Source organism: Rhizobium sp. FG113, assembly GCF_057809895.1.
Genome location: NZ_JBMDKV010000001.1, coordinates 781,323 through 798,019, shown reverse-complemented (window position 1 = coordinate 798,019; position 16,697 = coordinate 781,323). Strand labels below are relative to the sequence as shown.

The window sequence follows — 16,697 nt, the reverse complement described above, 5'->3', positions numbered from 1 at the left end:
GCGACACCAAAACAAAAGGCATTGAAGGAGGAAACAGATGCGGCAGGGTTGGAGATGGTTCGGACCGGATGCGCCGGTCGCGCTCGACGAGGTGAGGCAGACCGGGGCAACCAACATCGTGTCATCGCTGCACCAGGTACCGATCGGCCGTGCATGGACCGAGGCCGAGGTGCGCGAGCGCCAAGCGATGATCGAGACGACGCCATCAGGGCGCTCGCCGCTCACGTGGTCCGTGGTCGAGAGCATTCCGATTCCCGATGCCGTGAAGCGCAAGGGTGGAGAAGCGAAGGCGGAGATCGAGGCGTGGATCGCAAGCCTTGAAGCGGTTGCTGCCTGCGGCATCCCGATCGTCTGTTACAATTTCATGCCCGTCGTCGACTGGACCCGAACCGACCTCGACCACGAGATCGACACCGGCGCGACGGCGATGCGGTTCGACCATGAAAAGTTCGCCGCCTTCGATCTCTTCATTCTTCAGCGCGATGGCGCCGATGCGGCCTACTCCCAGGACGACAAGGCCCGCGCCCGCAAGGTCTTCGACGCCATGTCGGAGAGCGACATTGCCGACATCACCCGCAACATCACCTCGGCCTTGCCGGGATCAACCACCGAACCACTGACCATTCCGGAATTTCGCGACCGCCTCGCCGCCTATGCCGGCATCGACGCGGGCCGGCTGCGTCAGCATCTCATCGAGTTTCTTGAGGCTGTGGCGCCGGTGGCGGAAGCCCGTGGCGTCAAGCTGACGCTCCATCCCGACGACCCGCCACGCTCGTTGTTCGGCCTGCCGCGCATCGCCTCCACCGCCGAGGATTATGCGGCGCTGTTCAATGCTGCCCCGTCACCGGCGAACGGCATGTGCTACTGCACCGGCAGTCTTGGCGTACGAGATGATAACGACCTGCCCGCAATTGCACGCCGGTTTGCCTCGCGCATTCACTTCGCGCATCTGCGGGCGACGAAACGCGAAGGCGACGGCCGCAGCTTCCACGAAAGCGCTCACCTCGAAGGGGATGTCGACATGGTCGCCGTGCTGAAGGAACTGGTCGCCGAGGACCGTAACCGCAAAGCCGATGAGACGATCGTTTTCCGCTCCGACCATGGCCACCGCATGCTCGACGACCTCACCAAGACCACCACGCCGGGCTATCCGGCCATCGGTCGCCTGAGAGGGCTTGCCGAGCTTCGCGGCATCCTGCACGCGCTGGGCGCGCCGCCGACCTGACGAAAGCGTTCCCACATCTTACAAAGAGGTGGTGATGCCGCCATCGACATAGAGAGTGTGCCCATTGACGAAAGAGGACGCCGGCGCTGCCAGAAACACGGCGGCGCCGATCAACTCGTCAATGTTACCCCAGCGTCCGGCGGGCGTGCGTTTTTCCAGCCATGCGGTGAATTCCTCGCTGTCGACCAGCGCCTGATTGAGCGGCGTATCGAAGTAGCCGGGCGCGATGGCGTTTGCCTGCAGGCCGTGCTTGGCCCAATCGGCCGACATTCCGCGCGTCAGGTTCTTCACCGCGCCCTTGGTTGCCGTATAGGGCGCGATGCCCGGACGGGCCAATTCGCTTTGCACGGATGCGATGTTGATGATCTTGCCACGGCCCCGCGCGATCATGTGCGTTGCGACTGCTTGGCTAACGTAAAACACGCTGGAAATATTGGTGTGCAGCAGCTGATCCCATTTGTCCGACGGGAACACATCGAGCGGCGCGCGAAACTTCATGCCGGCATTGTTGATGAGGATGTCGATCGGCCCGATATCGCGCTCGATCGCATCGACGGCGCTCTTCACCTCGTCATGATCCGTGACATCGAAGGTGGAGACATGAACATCGTGGCCGGCTTCAGACAGGCTACGCGATGCCGTGGCGAGCTTGCCGGCGTCGCGCCCGTTGATCACGACCGACGCGCCGTGTTCGGCGAGCCCCCGCGCCAAGGTCAGCCCGATGCCTTGCGACGATCCAGTCACCAGCGCGCGCTTGCCTGTGAGGTCGAACAGCGGAAATGTCATGCCAAGTCTCCATGCAGCCTGATCCGGTCTACATGAGCGCGAAACGCTGCGGCGGCAAGCCACCCGATGTCCAAAAGCATCAAAACGACAGATCGAGCGCCCTGCCCTCGAACAATCGATCTCGGGAGCCTTCGAGATGCGACTGCATCAGGTCACGCGCCTCTTCGGCCCGGCCTTCGGCAATCGCCTTGTAGATGGTGTTGTGCTCCTGGAAGACCTGCTCCAGCCCGGGTCTCGGTCCCAGCAAGGACAGCCCGTGGAGATGCATGCCAACCGCGATATGAGCTTTGAGCGCATCGATCGAGGCGGTGTAATAGTGGTTGTTGGCAGCTTCCGTCACAGCGCGGTGGAAATTGAAATCCGCATCGGTCCGGTGCAGCTGATGGCTCGTGGCTTCCCGGAGATCGGCAAGCGCCGAGGCGATCTTCTGGATCGCGGCCTCGTCGCGGCGCTTGGCGGCGAAATAGGCGGCGGCCGGCTCGATCGTCAGGCGGAATTCGTAGCAGCGCTGGATATCGGCGATCGTTTTGACCGGCGAATAGGAAAGATGCGTCGTGGGCGAGCTGTTGGCGCTGACGAAGGTTCCTGCTCCCTGGCGGGCATAGACCATGCCCTGGTCGCGCAGCTTGGCCAGCGCATCGCGAACGATCGGCCGGGAAACGCCAAGCATGGACGCCAGCTCGTGCTCGCCGGGCAGCCTTGAATCCGGCGGATAGTTTCCGGCACGAATACGCTCCTGCAACTGATCGAACACACGGTCCACCAGTTTCATAGGCTTGCCTCGCTCCGGCTTCGGCGCCGGGGTTGCCGGCGCACCGTTTGCTTCATCCACGTCCATTCTCCCCGCCGGCATTACTTTACGCCGCCTGATTCTGAGGAATCAGTCTTAGCAAACTATCGGAATTCCCAAAGCCCCCGGATTTTACCGCACAACGGAAATGGCGACCATCGACATCGGTCACATCGAACCAGGGTATCCCCGCCTCTATTTCCCCCTTGGGCAGCAAGGTGCGAACGCCAAGCGCGCGAAACACCGCCAGCGCCGTATCGCCTCCGCCGACCATCAGCATATCGGGCCGCGTCCGCTCGATCGCCGATTGAACACCCTTGGCGAAGCGATCGGCGACGGCTACCGCATCCTCCGACATTTCCCCGGTGCAGCACAGCAGCGCCGGCAAGCCCAGCGTTTCGATCGCATCGAGCGCGCCCATCGGCGCTGAGATTGACGTCCGCAGGGCGCCCGATGTCTCAAGCCGAGCCATCTGCTCAGCGGTGATCGGGTCGCGTGAGCCAAAGGCGAAAAGTGTGTTGCGGGCCGGTTCGAATACAATCGTCGCATCGTGTCCACGGCGAAGACGACGGGCAATGGCGCTGCCGAGGCCGCGCGCGCCGACGGCAAGCGTCGTCTGCCAATCGTGTCCGGAGACGAGCCGGTCCAGATCGGCATCGCTGTCGGCATCGACGACAACAACCCGGTCTTCACGACCCTCAAAAAGAGCGGAAACCGACAAGGGCTTCTCAACGCCGCGTCCGACGACACGGCCGTCGCGGGTAAAGCGCTGCTGGTCGGGAATGGCGGGGGCAATCGTGATCTCTCGATGGCCGAAGACGGCGGCAATGGCGGCACTCTCCGCTGCCACATTGCCCTTCAGCCGGGAATCGATCTTCTTCAGGACGATATCGGGATGTGCGGCAAGAAGAGCGCTGGCCGCGAGGCCGGCCCTTCTCGCCGCTTCCCCCTCCGGGAGAGCGCGCGAGGCGGTGTTAACAACTGCCACCTCGCAACCAGTCGCCAGAGCATCGTCGATGACTTCGATCTCGATCGCCACGGCAACGGAAAGACCGGCGTCGACGAAGGGGGTTCCCGTGTCGAGGGCGCCGGTCAGATCGTCGGCGATGATCGCGACCTTCAACGTCATGCAGCCTGTCCCGTGTTGACCGCGTGGCAGGCGACGAGGTGGCCGGGCTTGGCTTCCTTCCACTCCGGCACGACCTTGCTGCACACATCCATGGCGATCGGGCAGCGCGAATGGAAGCGGCAGCCGCTCGGCGGATTGAGCGGGCTCGGCACGTCGCCCTGCAGGATTTGCCGGGTGCGGGTGCGCTCGAGCTCCGGATCGGTTTCCGGAACGGCCGACAGCAACGCTTTGGTATAGGGGTGCAGTGGGTTTTCGAACAATTCCTCGCGGGTCGCGAGCTCCGCCAGGCGGCCGAGATACATAACGCCGACGCGGGTGCTGATATGGCGCACGACGGCGAGGTCGTGGGCAATGAACAGGTAGGTCAGGCCGTATTTTTCCTGCAGGTCAAGCAGCAGGTTGATGATCTGCGCCTGGATCGAAACGTCGAGCGCCGAGATCGCCTCGTCGCAGACGATGAACTTAGGCTGACAGGCAAGCGCGCGGGCAATGACGACGCGCTGGCGCTGGCCGCCGGAAAGCTCGTGCGGATAGCGCTGCGCGAAGCGGGTCGGCAAGCCGACGTCGGTGAGCAGTGCCGCGACGCGGTCCTTCAGCTCGGCCTTGGTGCAGAGCTTGTGGAAAAGGATCGGCTCGCCGACGGCCTCGCCGATCGTCATGCGCGGGTTGAGCGTCGAGTACGGGTCCTGGAAGACGATCTGCAGGTCGCGGCGGAAGGGCCGCATCTGCTTTTCATCCAGCGTCGCCAGATCCTGTCCCTTGTAGACGACCTTGCCTGACGTCGCCTTGTAGAGGTTGAGGATGGTGAAGCCGGTCGTCGACTTGCCGCAGCCGGATTCGCCGACGAGCGAGAGCGTTTCGCCCTCCATGATGTCGAGATTGACGTTGTCGAGCGCATAGACCGTCGCCGAACGTTCGCCGAAGGCGCCGAGCTTGACGTGGAAATGCTTGACGAGGTTTTCGACCTTGAGCAGCGGTTGGGCACCCATCACGCGGCCTCCTGCATTTTCTGGACGACGAAGCAGGCGGTGCGGTGGTTTCCGGCGCCTGAAATGGGTTCAAGTTTCGGCACGCGCTCGTGGCAGACGGCTTCCGCCAGCGGACAGCGCGGGGCAAAGGGGCAACCCTTGGGGCGACGGCCAGGCTCCGGCGGCGTGCCGCCGATCGAGCTCAGCCGGCTTGCCGGCGCATCCGACAGCTTCGGGATGGAGGCCAAGAGGCCGCGCGTATAGGGGTGGCTCGGACGGGCATAGAGCTCGTCGACCGGCGCATCCTCGACCACGGTGCCGGCGTAAAGCACGGCGACGCGATCGACGAGACCGGCGATCAGCGCCAGATCGTGGGTGATCCAGACGACGGACATGCCGAGCTTGGCGCGCAGGTCCTTCACCAGATCGACGATCTGCGCCTGGATGGTGACGTCGAGTGCCGTGGTTGGCTCGTCGGCGATCAGGAGCTTCGGATTGCAGGCAAGGCCGATCGCGATCATCACGCGCTGGCGCATGCCACCGGAGAGCTCGTGCGGGTAGGCTTGCAGCCGCTCTTCCGGGCCGGGGATGCCGACAAGGCGTAGAAGTTCGACGGCGCGCGTGCGCGCCTCGGCCTTCTTCATGCCGCGGTGATAGATCAGCGGCTCGCAGATCTGGTCGCCGATGCGCATGACCGGGTTCAGCGACGTCATCGGGTCCTGGAAGACGAAGCCGATATCGCCGCCGCGCACCTTGCGCAGCTCCTTGTTCGACATCTTCTGCAGGTCGTGGCCATCGAAGCTCGCCGAACCCTTGGTGACCTTGATCTTGTTCGGCAGAAGCCGCATCAGGCTCAGCATCGTCAGGCTCTTGCCGCAGCCGGATTCGCCGACGACGCCGAGCGTCTCGCCCTTGTTGACGTAAAGGTCGATGCCATCGACCACGACCGCCGGACCGTTCCTGCCGTCGATCTCGACGGTCAGGCCGCGGACATCGAGCAGTTTCTCATTGGATCGCGTCGTGTTCATTATTTGGAACCCCGCGGATTGAGGGCGTCGTTGAGGCCATCGCCGAGGAAGCTGAAGGCGACCGAGGCAAGGCCGAGGACGGCGGCCGGAGCGGCGAGCAGATGCGGATAGTGCTGCCAGACACGCAGGCCGTCGGAGATCATGTTGCCCCAGCTGGGCGTGGGCGGATTGACGCCGACGCCGAGGAAGCTGAAGGCGCTCTCGAGAACCATGGCCGTTCCGAGACCGGCGCTGACCGAGACGATCAACGGGCCAAGCGCGTTCGGAATGACGTAGCGCTTCATGATGATCCAGTTCGACAGGCCGAGCGCCTGGGCGGCGGTGATATAGGGACGGCTGCGGATCGACAGGACCTGGGCGCGAACGAGGCGCGCATAGGGCGGCCAGGAAATGAGCGCCATCGAGCCGAAGACCAGCATGAAATCGACCCAGATCGTCTGGCGATAGAAGGGATTGAGGGTCGCCAGATACTGCGCTTCCATCCACTTGGTGATCGGCGACTTCAGCGATGCGTTGATGACGACGACGAGAAGCAGGTTGGGCACCGACATGGTCATGTCGGTCAGCCACATGATGACGCGATCGAACGGATTGCCGAAGAAGCCGGCGATGGCGCCGAGCAAGGTGCCGATGAAGACCGCGATGACGGTGACGATGACCGCGACCAGGAAGGCCGTGCGGGTGCCGAAGACGACGCGGCTGAAGACGTCGCGGCCGAGATCGTCGGTACCGAAGAGATGCGTCAACGACGGAACGGCGTTGCGGGCCTGCAGGTCCTGGCTGAGATAGTCATAAGGCGTCAGATAAGGGCCGAAGATCGCGACGAAGGCCAGAATGAGCACGACTGCGAGACCGAAGACGGCAAGCTTGTTGCGCTTCAGGCGATACCAGGCATCGCGCCACAGGCTGACGGGTACCTCTTCTTGAGCGGCGACGGGAGAGAGAGGGATGGCAGACATGGTCAGCGGCTCCTTCTTGCATCGTTGGCACGCGGATCAAGCAGCGGGTAGAGAACGTCGACCAGAAGGTTCGACATCATCACCAGGAAGGATCCGATAAGCGTGATCGCCAGAATGACGGGATAATCCGAATTGGTGAGCGCCTGCACGGTCAGGCGGCCGAGGCCGGGTAGACCGAAGACGAGCTCGACGAAGATCGCGCCGTTGACGATGGTGATCATGATCAGGCCGAGCTGGGTGACGACAGGCGTCAGCACCGGCCGCAGGATATGGCGCAGCGCCACCACCATTTCAGGCACGCCCTTGGCGCGGGCGGTGCGGACGAAATCCTCCGACAACACCTCGATGACGGCGGCGCGCGTCTGGCGCACGATCAGCGCGATCGGCTGGAAGGAGAGGACGATCAGCGGCAACAGGATGCGCACGTCGAAGACGCCGCCCCAGCCATAGGGCACCTTGATCATCGGCATCAGCACGATCAGGCCGACCATCAAGAGCGGGCCGGCGACATAGGCCGGGATCGCCCAGAGGAAGAGCGCCGAACCGAGGATGGTGTAATCGAGGCGGCTGTTCTGGTTCATCGCGGCGATCATGCCGAGCGGAATGGCAATGACCGTGGTGAGGATGATGGAACAGAGCGCCAGCTTCAACGAAACCGGGGCGGCGGCCGAGACCATGGCCCAGACCGAGCGGCCCGATGTCAGCGAATTGCCGAACTGGCCATGCAGGAGGTTCCAGATGTAAAGGCCGAACTGCTCGATGAAGGGCCTGTTCAGGCCGGCACTTTCGCGGATGGCTTCGATGCGCTGCGGGTTATAGGCGACGTCGCCGGGCGCGCGCAGAAAAATCAGCTTGATCGGATCGCCAGCGCCATAGAAAGCCAGCGCATAGACGGCCAGCATGACGATAAGGACTGACGGAATCCAGATGGCAAACCGGGTTAGCACGTAGCGTAACAAGGTCACCTCCCACCGGTTGGTAGACACGTTTCCGCGCTCACGCGGACATGCGATGTCTTCTTGAAACTTGCGCGAAGGCCTTGCGGTCTTCGCGCGGTTGCTAAGTTGCCCGAAATCCGATTCCTGGCGGGCTATCTGTTCGTAGGTTTCGGACCGGCTCAGCCGATCGAAATGTCCCAGGGCGCCACGACCTGCCAGTCGAGGTTCTTCTCCATGCCCTTGACCTCCTTGGTGGCCCAGCGCGACATCGCCTGAGAGTACCACGGAATGAAGGCCCAATCTTCGCGGAATGCCTTCTGAGCATCCTGGGCGAGCTTGATGCGATCGGGATCGTCGGCCGCCTTGGTCGCGGCTTCCGCGAGTGCGGCATCGACCTTGTCGTTCTTGTACCCGCCGAGCTTGTTCTGGGCGTTGGACGAGGTCGAGGCGATGCAGCCGGCGAGATAGGAGACCGCGTCAGGCACGCGGGTGCCGACGTCGTCGCGGAAGATCTGCACCGCGTTCTGGTCCGGGCCGGCGTAGGAATCCTGCTGCGGCTTCATGTCGACGGCGGTGATGCCGAGGTTCTGGCGCCACTGCTCGGCAATATACTGAGCCGCTGCCTGAATGGCCGGGGCGGAGATGCCGACGAAGAGGATCTTCGGCAGGCGTTCCGGGCCGCCATAGCTCGATTCGGAAAGCAGCTTCTTGGCGGCTGCCGGATCATAGGGGAAGGGCTCGAAGCCGGAATTGTCGGCGCCGGGAACCGAATTCAGGATCTGGTCGGCCTTCTTGTGCGGACCATCGGGATAAGAGGCCTTGAAGAGACCGTCGCGATCGATCGCCATGATCAGCGCCTGGCGAACCTTCGGATCGTCCATCGGTGCGCGCGTGACGTTGAACCAGAAGTGTTGGCTCGTCGGGATCAGCGGGCCTGCGGAGAATTCGGGGCCGAGATCCTGGATGATCGTCGAGGTGACGAGCTCGGTATGGGCATTGAATTCGCCCGACTTGATGAGCGACGTCGCGGTGACGTTGTCTTCGATCGAGGTGATTTCGATGCGTGCCAGCTTCGGCTTCGGGCCGAAGAAGTTCTCGTTCGGCTCGAACACCAGCTTGCCGGCGTCGATATCGATGCTGGTGAGCTTGAACGGGCCGGAATAGACGGCGCTGCTGTCGGGCTTGTACCAATCGGCCACTTCCTCGCCATCGCTGCCGCGAGACTGCGCCGCCTTGGTGATCGGCGCGATGTGGTTGGCAAGACGCATGAAGAAGATCGGATCGGCTTCCGTCAGCGTGACGACGACGGTGCCTTCGTCAGGCGTGGCGACGCCCGTCAGCTCATTGCCGGAACCGGCGCCGATTTCCTTGTAGCCCTGAACCTTGTTCAGCACCTGGTCGGCGCGCTGGCTCTTGGTGTTTGGCATGGAAGCGACTTCCCATGAGCCCTTGACGTCGGCCGAGGTGATCTTGCTGCCGTCGGAGAAGGTCGCCTTCGGGTCGATCTTGAAGGTCCAGACCTTGTTGTCAGGCGATTCCCAGCTGGTGAAGACGTAAGGCTTGATCTTGCCTTCGCTGTCGAAATACATCGGCGAGGCCCACCAGATCGAGTTCCAGCGGAACGGAACGCCGCCGCCGCGCAGCGGCGACCAATCCTGGTTGAACGCCGGGTTGGCGACCTTCAGCACCTGGCCGTCATCGGCGAGCACGATGCGTGCATTCAGGCCGAAAACCGTCAGGCCAACGCCTGCGGCGAGGCCAAGCTTCAGCGCCTCGCGACGCGACATTCCCTGCTGCTGGCCTTTATTTTCTTTAGTCCGATCAGTCATTCCATCCTCCCATGACAAAACCGATGACGCTTGGCTCTTTCGCTCCATCCCGAAAGTGCGTCATGACATGGCGCAGACACTCGCTCGATAATGTAAATATGTCAACAAAAATTAATTCATCCACACTTCGGCAAAATCGCCAAAAATTTTCTCACATAATTTCAATTGCTTGAAAAATACGATCGATTGAAATGCTTATTGTCATATTGACAACATGCCAGGCGAGCATGAAGAAAACCGCATCTTGCAGGCCGGGTTTCCCGCCTTTTGCCGCCATATGCGGCGTTCATCCGAGGAGGACGACATGAACAAGCACAAGATCACTGGTGTCTATAGCGCCGCCGCGACCCCACTCAATGCCGATGGAAGCCCGGATCTCGGCCTCTTCACCGAACATTGTCAACGACTGCTGTCCGAGGGATGCCACGGCGTGGCGCTGCTTGGCACAACGGGCGAGGCAAACTCGTTTTCGTCGAGCGAGCGAAACGCGATCCTTGAGGCAGCATTGAAGGCCGGCATCCCTGCTGACAAGCTGCTGCCGGGCACCGGCGTCGTCGCCATCCAGGAGACGGTCGATCTCACCAAGCATGCCCTGTCGCTCGGCGTCACCAAGGTCGTGATGCTGCCGCCCTTCTATTACAAGGGCGTTTCCGACGACGGCCTCTTCACCGCCTATTCGCAAATCCTGGAGAAGATCGCCGACAGCAAACTACAGGTCATCCTCTATCATATTCCGCAGGTTTCGGGCGTGCCGCTGTCGGTTCCGCTCATCGGCCGGCTGATCGAAGCCTTCCCCGACACGGTTGTCGGCATCAAGGAATCGGCGGGCGATTTCAACAACATGCAGGCAATCATCGCCGCCTATCCCGGCTTCTCGGTTCTCGCCGGCGCCGATCCGCTGTTGCTGCCGCTGCTGAAGGCCGGTGGTGCTGGTTGCATCACCGCGACCTCCAATCTGGTCGCGGATTCGCTGCGCACCGTCTATGACAAGGTCCACGACAAAAGCGGCGCTGAGGCGGTAGAGACCGCACAGGCGCGCATCAACGCCTACCGCACGCTCTCCAACTCCTATGTGCAGATCCCGACGATCAAGGCGATGGTCGGTCTGAAAACCGGCAACGCGGCCTGGAAGCGCACGCGCGCACCGCTTATGCCGATCAGCGACGCCGATTACGCATCGCTTGCCGAAGCCTACAAGACGCTGCCCTAAAGGAGGAAGACCATGGCCTTCACGGGTTTGCAACCGGACGCCGTTCCGGCTCTTATGACCGGCGAAATCATCGCCAATCCCGCTAAGAGCGGGCGTTTCGACGCCTATCTCCCCTCCCCCTGCATCCAAAACCACGCCGCCAACCTGGCATTTCTGCCAGACGGGACGCTGACCTGCGTCTGGTTCGGCGGCACAATGGAAGGCATGGGCGACATCTCGATTTACATGTCGCGACTGGCGCCCGGTGCCACGCAATGGTCGCAGCCGGAAAAGATGTCGGACGATCCGGCAAAATCCGAGCAGAACCCGTTGATTTTCAATGCGCCTTGCGGAGATGTCTGGCTGCTTTACACGTCGCAGACATCCGGCAACCAGGATGGCTCGGTTGTCAAATGTCGGATCTCCACGGATGGCGGCCACACCTTTGGCGAGGTGCGCGTGCTGTGCGATATCCCCGGCACATTCGTGCGCCAGCCGATCGTCGTAAACAGCGCCGGTACCTGGCTGCTGCCGGTTTTTCGCTGTATCGGACTGCCCGGCGAACGCTGGACGGGTGACGCCGATACCGCGGGCGTGCTGATCTCGCGCGACGCCGGCAAGAGCTGGGCGATGACCGACGTGCCCGACAGCATCGGCGCGGTGCATATGAACATTGTGCCCCTGCCAGACGGTGAATTCGTTGCCTTCTATCGCAACCGTTTCGCCGAATCCGTACTGTCCAGCCGCTCGCGCGACGGCGAGAGCTGGAGCGCGCCGGAGCCGATCGACCTGCCGAACAACAACTCGTCCATTCAGGCGGTGAAGCTGGAAAATGGCACAATTGCAATGGTTTACAACCACTGCAACGCCTCAATGTCCGACGCGCGACGCCTGTCGCTCTACGACGAAATCGAGGGCGATGAGCCAGCCGCACCGGTCGCCAGCGCGCCGAGCGAGAGGCGCAAGGCGATCTGGGGCGTACCGCGCGCGCCGCTCAGCCTCGCCTTTTCGACGGATGGCGGCCGCAGCTTTCCGCGTCGGATCGACCTCGATACCGGCGATGGCTACTGCCTGAGCAACAACTCGAAGGACGCCGTCAACCGGGAATTCTCCTACCCGTCGATCACCCAAGGGGCCGACGGCACGGTGCATATCGCCTACACCTACTACCGGCGCGCAATCAAATATGTGCGGCTATCTCAGGATGCGCTTGGCTAACGCGGGAATTGCGCGTCGCTTGTCAAATCGGCGTGCCAACGGATTCGTTTGGCGCGCCGACCTGGTAGTTTGCTGCCTTTAATTTACAAATTCGTTGCTCACGCTTGAGCGCGTCGCTTGAAGCGCGGCCGCAGGCGACAAACTTCGCCGTTCGCCAATTAATACGCAATATCAATTAGATAAATCGCCATGAAAGCCGACGCAATGGCCGATAATCGGCAGCGCATCGCATTTTTCCAGGCAAACGTGATGTCCAAGCTTGCCAAGGCGACACAGCTAGTATAACAAATTTACATCTTGGCGACATCGAAAGATGCCGCGATACCGCAGGGGGAGGAGTAATCCGGTGGTCAGCTTGGATTCGCCTATCACAATCATCAGGCCCGAAATCATCGAATTCGGCGTCGGGACGGCGGAGCGCCTGGGGAAATGGGCGAGCGACAAGGGCTACGCCCGTATCCTGGTCATTTCCGACGCATTCAATGCCACGCGTGTCGACACGCTCGGCCTTAGGGGTGAAATCACGGTCTTCGCCGATGTGACGCCGGAGCCCGATACCGCCAATCTCGACAAGGTGCTTGCAGCCGCCAATGCGGCGGATGCGCAGTTGGTCGTCGGTTTCGGCGGCGGCAGCGCGATGGATCTTGCCAAATTGGCAGCCGTGCTCGCCGGCTCATCGCAGACGCTGCGCGAGGTCGTCGGCCCGAACAAGGTTCACGGACCCCGCCGCGTCGCGCTGGCGCAAGTGCCGACCACGGCTGGAACGGGGAGCGAGGCGGGCATTCGCGCGCTGGTCACCGATCCGGAGACGATGGCCAAGCTCGCCGTCGAAAGCATTCACATGCTGGCCGACATCGCCGTCATCGATCCGGCGCTGACTTTCACTGTTCCTGCCCGCACGACGGCGGCTACCGGTGTCGACGCCATGGCGCATTGCGTGGAGGCGTTCACCAACCGCAAGGCACATCCGATGATCGACCTTTACGCGATCGAGGGAACGCGGCTGGTCGGCAAATATCTCGCCCGCGCCGTGAAAGATGGCGCCGACGCGGAAGCCCGCGCCGGGCTGGCGCTCGCCTCGCTCTATGGCGGCTTCTGTCTCGGGCCGGTCAACACCGCCGGTGGCCACGCGCTGGCCTATCCGCTCGGCACGCGCTGGCATATCGCCCATGGTGCGGCCAACGCGCTGATCTTCCCGCATGTGCTGGCCTTCAACACGCCGTCTGTTCCCGAGAAGACGCGGGCTGTGATGGACGCGCTTGGCCGCAAGACATCGGACGACGTACAGTCGGTCTTCGACGCGGCCTATAGCTTCTGCGCCGATCTCGGCATCGAAATGAAGCTCTCGGCGCTCGGCGTGCCGGATAGCGATCTCGACGCCATGGCGGATGATGCCTTCGCCATTCGCCGCCTTCTCGACAACAACCCACGCGATCTCGCGCGCACCGACATACGTTCGATATACGAAGCCGCCTACTAGGTGCGTTTGACCCAACAAGGAATGTGACTGATGGACAGAAATGCAAAGGTCGCGGTGACGCTGGGTGATCCCGCTGGTGTGGGCCCCGAGGTGATCGTCAAGGCGCTGGCGACGTTGCCGGAAATCGAGCGCCGCGATTTCGTCATCGTCGGAAACACCGAGGCGCTTGAGCGTGCCAATCGCTCAGCCGAGACGGGCCTGCGGTTCGCGCCTGCCGGTTCCGCCGGCGAGAACAAGATCGCCGTCGACGAAGTAGACCTTGGCGCTGCCCTGCCCGAAATCGGCAAGGTCAGCCCAGTCGCGGGCGATGCCTCGGTTCGCTATATCACCCGCGCCGTCGATCTGGCGATGTCGGGCGAAGCCGATGTCATCGTGACCGCGCCGATCAACAAGGAGGCGATGAACCTCGCCGGCCATCATTTCGACGGTCATACGGGGCTTCTGGCGCACCTGACCGGCTCGAAGAGCTCGTTCATGCTGCTCGCCTCCGAGCGCCTCAACACCATTCACGTCTCCACGCACATCTCGCTGAAGGGCGCGATCGAGCGGGCGCGCACGGAGCGCGTGCTGGCGACTATCGAAGCCGGGCACAAGCATTTCCTGCGGCTCGGCAAGAAGGCGCGCATCGCCGTTGCCGGCCTCAATCCGCATTGCGGCGAAAACGGCCTGTTCGGCACCGAGGACACCGAATTCCTGACGCCTGCCGTCGAACTGGCGCAGGCCAAGGATATCGACGTCGTCGGTCCGATCTCGGCCGATACCGTCTTTGCCCGCGCCTATAACGGCGCCTTCGATCTGGTGATCGCGCAATATCATGATCAGGGGCATATCCCGATCAAGCTCGTGGCGTTCGAGACGGCCGTCAACGTCTCGCTCGGCCTGCCGATCGACCGCGTCTCGGTTGACCACGGCACGGCCTTCGACATCGCCGGCACCGGCAAGGCCAATCACGTCAACATGCTCTCGGCGATCGCCTATGCCCGACTGATGGCCCGCTCGCCGCGCCGTCAGGCAGCCTGATCCGGGTTGAGATCTGAAGCGCCCTGGCGCCACCGCGCGCCGCGGCCTGCCATTCTCTCGGGAGGAGATGAGCAATGGACAAGACGGTTATCGTGCTCGGCGGCCAGCTGGCGCCGGAAGGATTCTCGTTGCTGGTTGAAGCCGGCGCCACGGTCGTAACGACGGATCCCTATATCGACCGACAGGCCGTGATCGACATAATGAAGGCGCACAAGCCCGATGCGGTGATCATCCGCCTGCTGACCGACAAACTGGGGCCCGAGGAGATGAAGGCCGGCGGACGGCTCAAGCATATCGCCAAGCACGGCGTCGGGACCAACGATATCGATGTCGCGGCGGCCGCCGCACTCGGCATTCCGGTATCGATGACAACAGGCAGCAACGGCCACTCGGTCGCCGAACACGCGCTCGCGATGATCATGGCGCTCTCCAAGGATCTGCCGCGACAGGACGCGTTGATCCGTGACGGTATCTGGGACAAGAACCAGTATCAGGGCCGCGAGCTGCGCGGCCAGACGCTCGGCATCGTCGGCTTCGGCTTCATCGGCCAGACGCTCGCGAAAATGGCCGGCGTTATCGGCATGGAGATTATTGCATTCGATCCGCATACGCCGGACAGCGCCTTTACCTCAGGTATCCGCCGCGAGACTGATCTGGATCTGCTGCTTTCGTCGTCGGATATCGTCAGCCTGCACTGTCCGCTGACGCCGGAAACGGACAAGCTCATCGATGCGCGCCGGATCGGGTTGATGAAACGCGGCTCGCTGCTGATCAATACGGCACGTGGCGAAATTGTCGATGAAGCAGCCCTTGTCCGCGCACTGCAGGATGGCCATCTCGCCGGCGCCGGCCTCGACAGCTTCGAGCGAGAGCCGCCGGGCGTCGACAATCCGCTGTTCCAGCTGCCGAACACACTTGTTTCGCCGCATGTGGCGGGCGTGACTGTGGATGCCAAGCGCGCGGTCTCGGTGATGGCGGCAAGGAATGTTCTGGATGCGCTTGATGGAAAAGCGCTCGAGCCGCGCTTTCTCGCGCGCTGAGCACATCGCAGCTTCAACAACCGACGGAGAGACTGGTGAGCGACACCAACGATATCCGCTACGCGCCGGACGCGCTGCGCAGCTTTGCCAAGAACCTGTACGCGGCCTCCGGCCTTGAGGACGACAAAGCCGAGGCCGTGGCCCGCTATCTCGTCGAAGCAGACTTGATGGGGCACACGACCCATGGCCTGGCGCTCGCCGGCTGGTATCTGCAGAGCATCGCCGATGGCGTGATGACGCGCGAGGGTAGCCCCGATGTCATATCGGACCGTGGACCTGCGGTTGCCTGGTCCGGAAAGCGCCTGCCCGGCGCATGGCTGACGTCGGAGGCAGTCAAGCTCGCCTGCGATCGAGCCGAGACCTACGGCACGGCGACGATCACCATCGCAAACAGCCACCATATCGGCTGCCTCGCCGCCTATCTGTCGATCGCGACCGACCGGGGTTATATGGTGAGCATTGCGAGTTCGAGCCCCTCGGGCGCGCAGGTCGCTCCATTCGGCGGGCGGAAGGGCGTCTACACGCCGAACCCGGTGGCGCATGGTATTCCGACGTCGGGCGATCCGATCCTGATCGATATCAGCGCTTCGATCACCACGGTCAACATGGCACAACGCCTGATCCGGGAAGGCCACCAGTACGAGCATGAATGGCTGATGGACGCAGACGGAAACCCCAGTCGCGACCCTAAGGTCATCGAACACGGCGGCACGCTGCTCCCGACCGGTGGGCTGGACCACGGCCAGAAGGGATACGGCATGGCGCTGCATGTCGAAGCCTTTACGCAAGCGCTATCAGGCTATGGCCGCGCCGATGCACCGAAGGGCACGAATGCCGCCGTCACGGTCCAGGTGTTCGATCCCGCCGCCTTCGGCGGTCGCGAAGCTTTCCTGCGCCAGACCGGATGGCTCGTCGATGCCTGCCACGACAATCCGCCGCGCCCCGGCGTCGAGCGCGTCCGCCTGCCCGGTGAGAGTGGCCTGGCGCGCAAGCGTGACGCGCTTGCTCAGGGAGTCCGCCTGTTTCCGGGGATTATCGACTCGCTACGCGGCCATGCCGAGCGGCTCGGCGTTACGATGCCGCCTGTGTTGCCTTGAC

At 62.7% G+C, this 16,697-nt stretch carries 16 protein-coding genes; 7 read left to right on the top strand and 9 right to left on the bottom strand.

Going from position 1 to position 16,697, the window contains the following annotated elements:
- Positions 1–37: 37 nt before the first annotated feature.
- Positions 38–1,225: a mannonate dehydratase gene (uxuA, locus tag ACODTZ_RS03470; protein WP_489023778.1), complete on the top strand. Its 1,188-nt coding sequence runs from the start codon at positions 38–40 to the stop codon at positions 1,223–1,225.
- Between the two features lie 18 nt (positions 1,226–1,243).
- Here uxuA and ACODTZ_RS03465 read toward each other — a convergent pair whose 3' ends face one another.
- The 9 genes from ACODTZ_RS03465 to ACODTZ_RS03425 all read right to left on the bottom strand — a co-directional run bounded on the left by ACODTZ_RS03465 (position 1,244) and on the right by ACODTZ_RS03425 (position 9,929).
- Positions 1,244–2,011 (bottom strand): SDR family oxidoreductase, encoded by a 768-nt coding sequence (locus tag ACODTZ_RS03465; protein WP_489023776.1) that lies wholly within the window; start codon positions 2,009–2,011, stop codon positions 1,244–1,246.
- Positions 2,012–2,090: 79 nt separating this feature from the next.
- Positions 2,091–2,849, bottom strand: coding sequence for a FadR/GntR family transcriptional regulator (locus tag ACODTZ_RS03460; RefSeq protein ID WP_018901283.1), 759 nt, complete (start codon positions 2,847–2,849; stop codon positions 2,091–2,093).
- Positions 2,850–2,868: 19 nt separating this feature from the next.
- The gene (locus ACODTZ_RS03455; protein ID WP_489023774.1) at positions 2,869–3,930 is read right to left on the bottom strand and encodes a four-carbon acid sugar kinase family protein; all 1,062 of its coding nucleotides are present in this window, start codon (positions 3,928–3,930) and stop codon (positions 2,869–2,871) included.
- Positions 3,927–4,919, bottom strand: coding sequence for an ABC transporter ATP-binding protein (locus ACODTZ_RS03450; RefSeq protein ID WP_018901281.1), 993 nt, complete (start codon positions 4,917–4,919; stop codon positions 3,927–3,929). Before ACODTZ_RS03450 ends, ACODTZ_RS03455 begins: the two co-directional genes overlap by 4 nt.
- The gene (locus ACODTZ_RS03445) at positions 4,919–5,926 is read right to left on the bottom strand and encodes an ABC transporter ATP-binding protein (protein WP_047503954.1); all 1,008 of its coding nucleotides are present in this window, start codon (positions 5,924–5,926) and stop codon (positions 4,919–4,921) included. Before ACODTZ_RS03445 ends, ACODTZ_RS03450 begins: the two co-directional genes overlap by 1 nt.
- Positions 5,926–6,885: an ABC transporter permease gene (locus ACODTZ_RS03440; RefSeq protein WP_489023771.1), complete on the bottom strand. Its 960-nt coding sequence runs from the start codon at positions 6,883–6,885 to the stop codon at positions 5,926–5,928. The genes ACODTZ_RS03445 and ACODTZ_RS03440 overlap by 1 nt, the downstream gene beginning before the upstream one ends.
- A gap of 2 nt (positions 6,886–6,887) precedes the next feature.
- Positions 6,888–7,844, bottom strand: a complete 957-nt coding sequence (locus ACODTZ_RS03435) for an ABC transporter permease (RefSeq protein ID WP_489023769.1) — start codon at positions 7,842–7,844, stop codon at positions 6,888–6,890.
- Between the two features lie 158 nt (positions 7,845–8,002).
- The gene (locus ACODTZ_RS03430; RefSeq protein ID WP_489023767.1) at positions 8,003–9,652 is read right to left on the bottom strand and encodes an ABC transporter substrate-binding protein; all 1,650 of its coding nucleotides are present in this window, start codon (positions 9,650–9,652) and stop codon (positions 8,003–8,005) included.
- 151 nt (positions 9,653–9,803) lie between these two features.
- The gene (locus tag ACODTZ_RS03425; RefSeq protein WP_489023765.1) at positions 9,804–9,929 is read right to left on the bottom strand and encodes a hypothetical protein; all 126 of its coding nucleotides are present in this window, start codon (positions 9,927–9,929) and stop codon (positions 9,804–9,806) included.
- A 27-nt stretch (positions 9,930–9,956) separates the two neighbouring features.
- On the opposite strand from ACODTZ_RS03425, the gene ACODTZ_RS03420 reads away from it, so the two are divergent.
- The 6 genes from ACODTZ_RS03420 to ACODTZ_RS03395 all read left to right on the top strand — a co-directional run bounded on the left by ACODTZ_RS03420 (position 9,957) and on the right by ACODTZ_RS03395 (position 16,696).
- Positions 9,957–10,862, top strand: a complete 906-nt coding sequence (locus ACODTZ_RS03420) for a dihydrodipicolinate synthase family protein (protein WP_489023763.1) — start codon at positions 9,957–9,959, stop codon at positions 10,860–10,862.
- A 12-nt stretch (positions 10,863–10,874) separates the two neighbouring features.
- Complete coding sequence (locus tag ACODTZ_RS03415) at positions 10,875–12,059, top strand: sialidase family protein (protein WP_489023761.1); 1,185 nt, start codon at positions 10,875–10,877, stop codon at positions 12,057–12,059.
- A 346-nt stretch (positions 12,060–12,405) separates the two neighbouring features.
- Entirely contained in the window at positions 12,406–13,539 is a 1,134-nt protein-coding gene (locus tag ACODTZ_RS03410) for an iron-containing alcohol dehydrogenase (protein ID WP_489023759.1), read from the top strand.
- A 30-nt stretch (positions 13,540–13,569) separates the two neighbouring features.
- On the top strand, positions 13,570–14,559 hold the full coding sequence (gene pdxA / locus ACODTZ_RS03405) for a 4-hydroxythreonine-4-phosphate dehydrogenase PdxA (protein ID WP_489023757.1): 990 nt from the start codon (positions 13,570–13,572) through the stop codon (positions 14,557–14,559).
- A 74-nt stretch (positions 14,560–14,633) separates the two neighbouring features.
- The gene (locus tag ACODTZ_RS03400) at positions 14,634–15,599 is read left to right on the top strand and encodes a hydroxyacid dehydrogenase (protein ID WP_489023755.1); all 966 of its coding nucleotides are present in this window, start codon (positions 14,634–14,636) and stop codon (positions 15,597–15,599) included.
- Positions 15,600–15,634: 35 nt separating this feature from the next.
- A complete protein-coding gene (locus ACODTZ_RS03395) occupies positions 15,635–16,696 on the top strand; it encodes an Ldh family oxidoreductase (protein ID WP_489023753.1) in 1,062 nt (353 codons plus the stop codon).
- Position 16,697 lies beyond the last annotated feature (1 nt).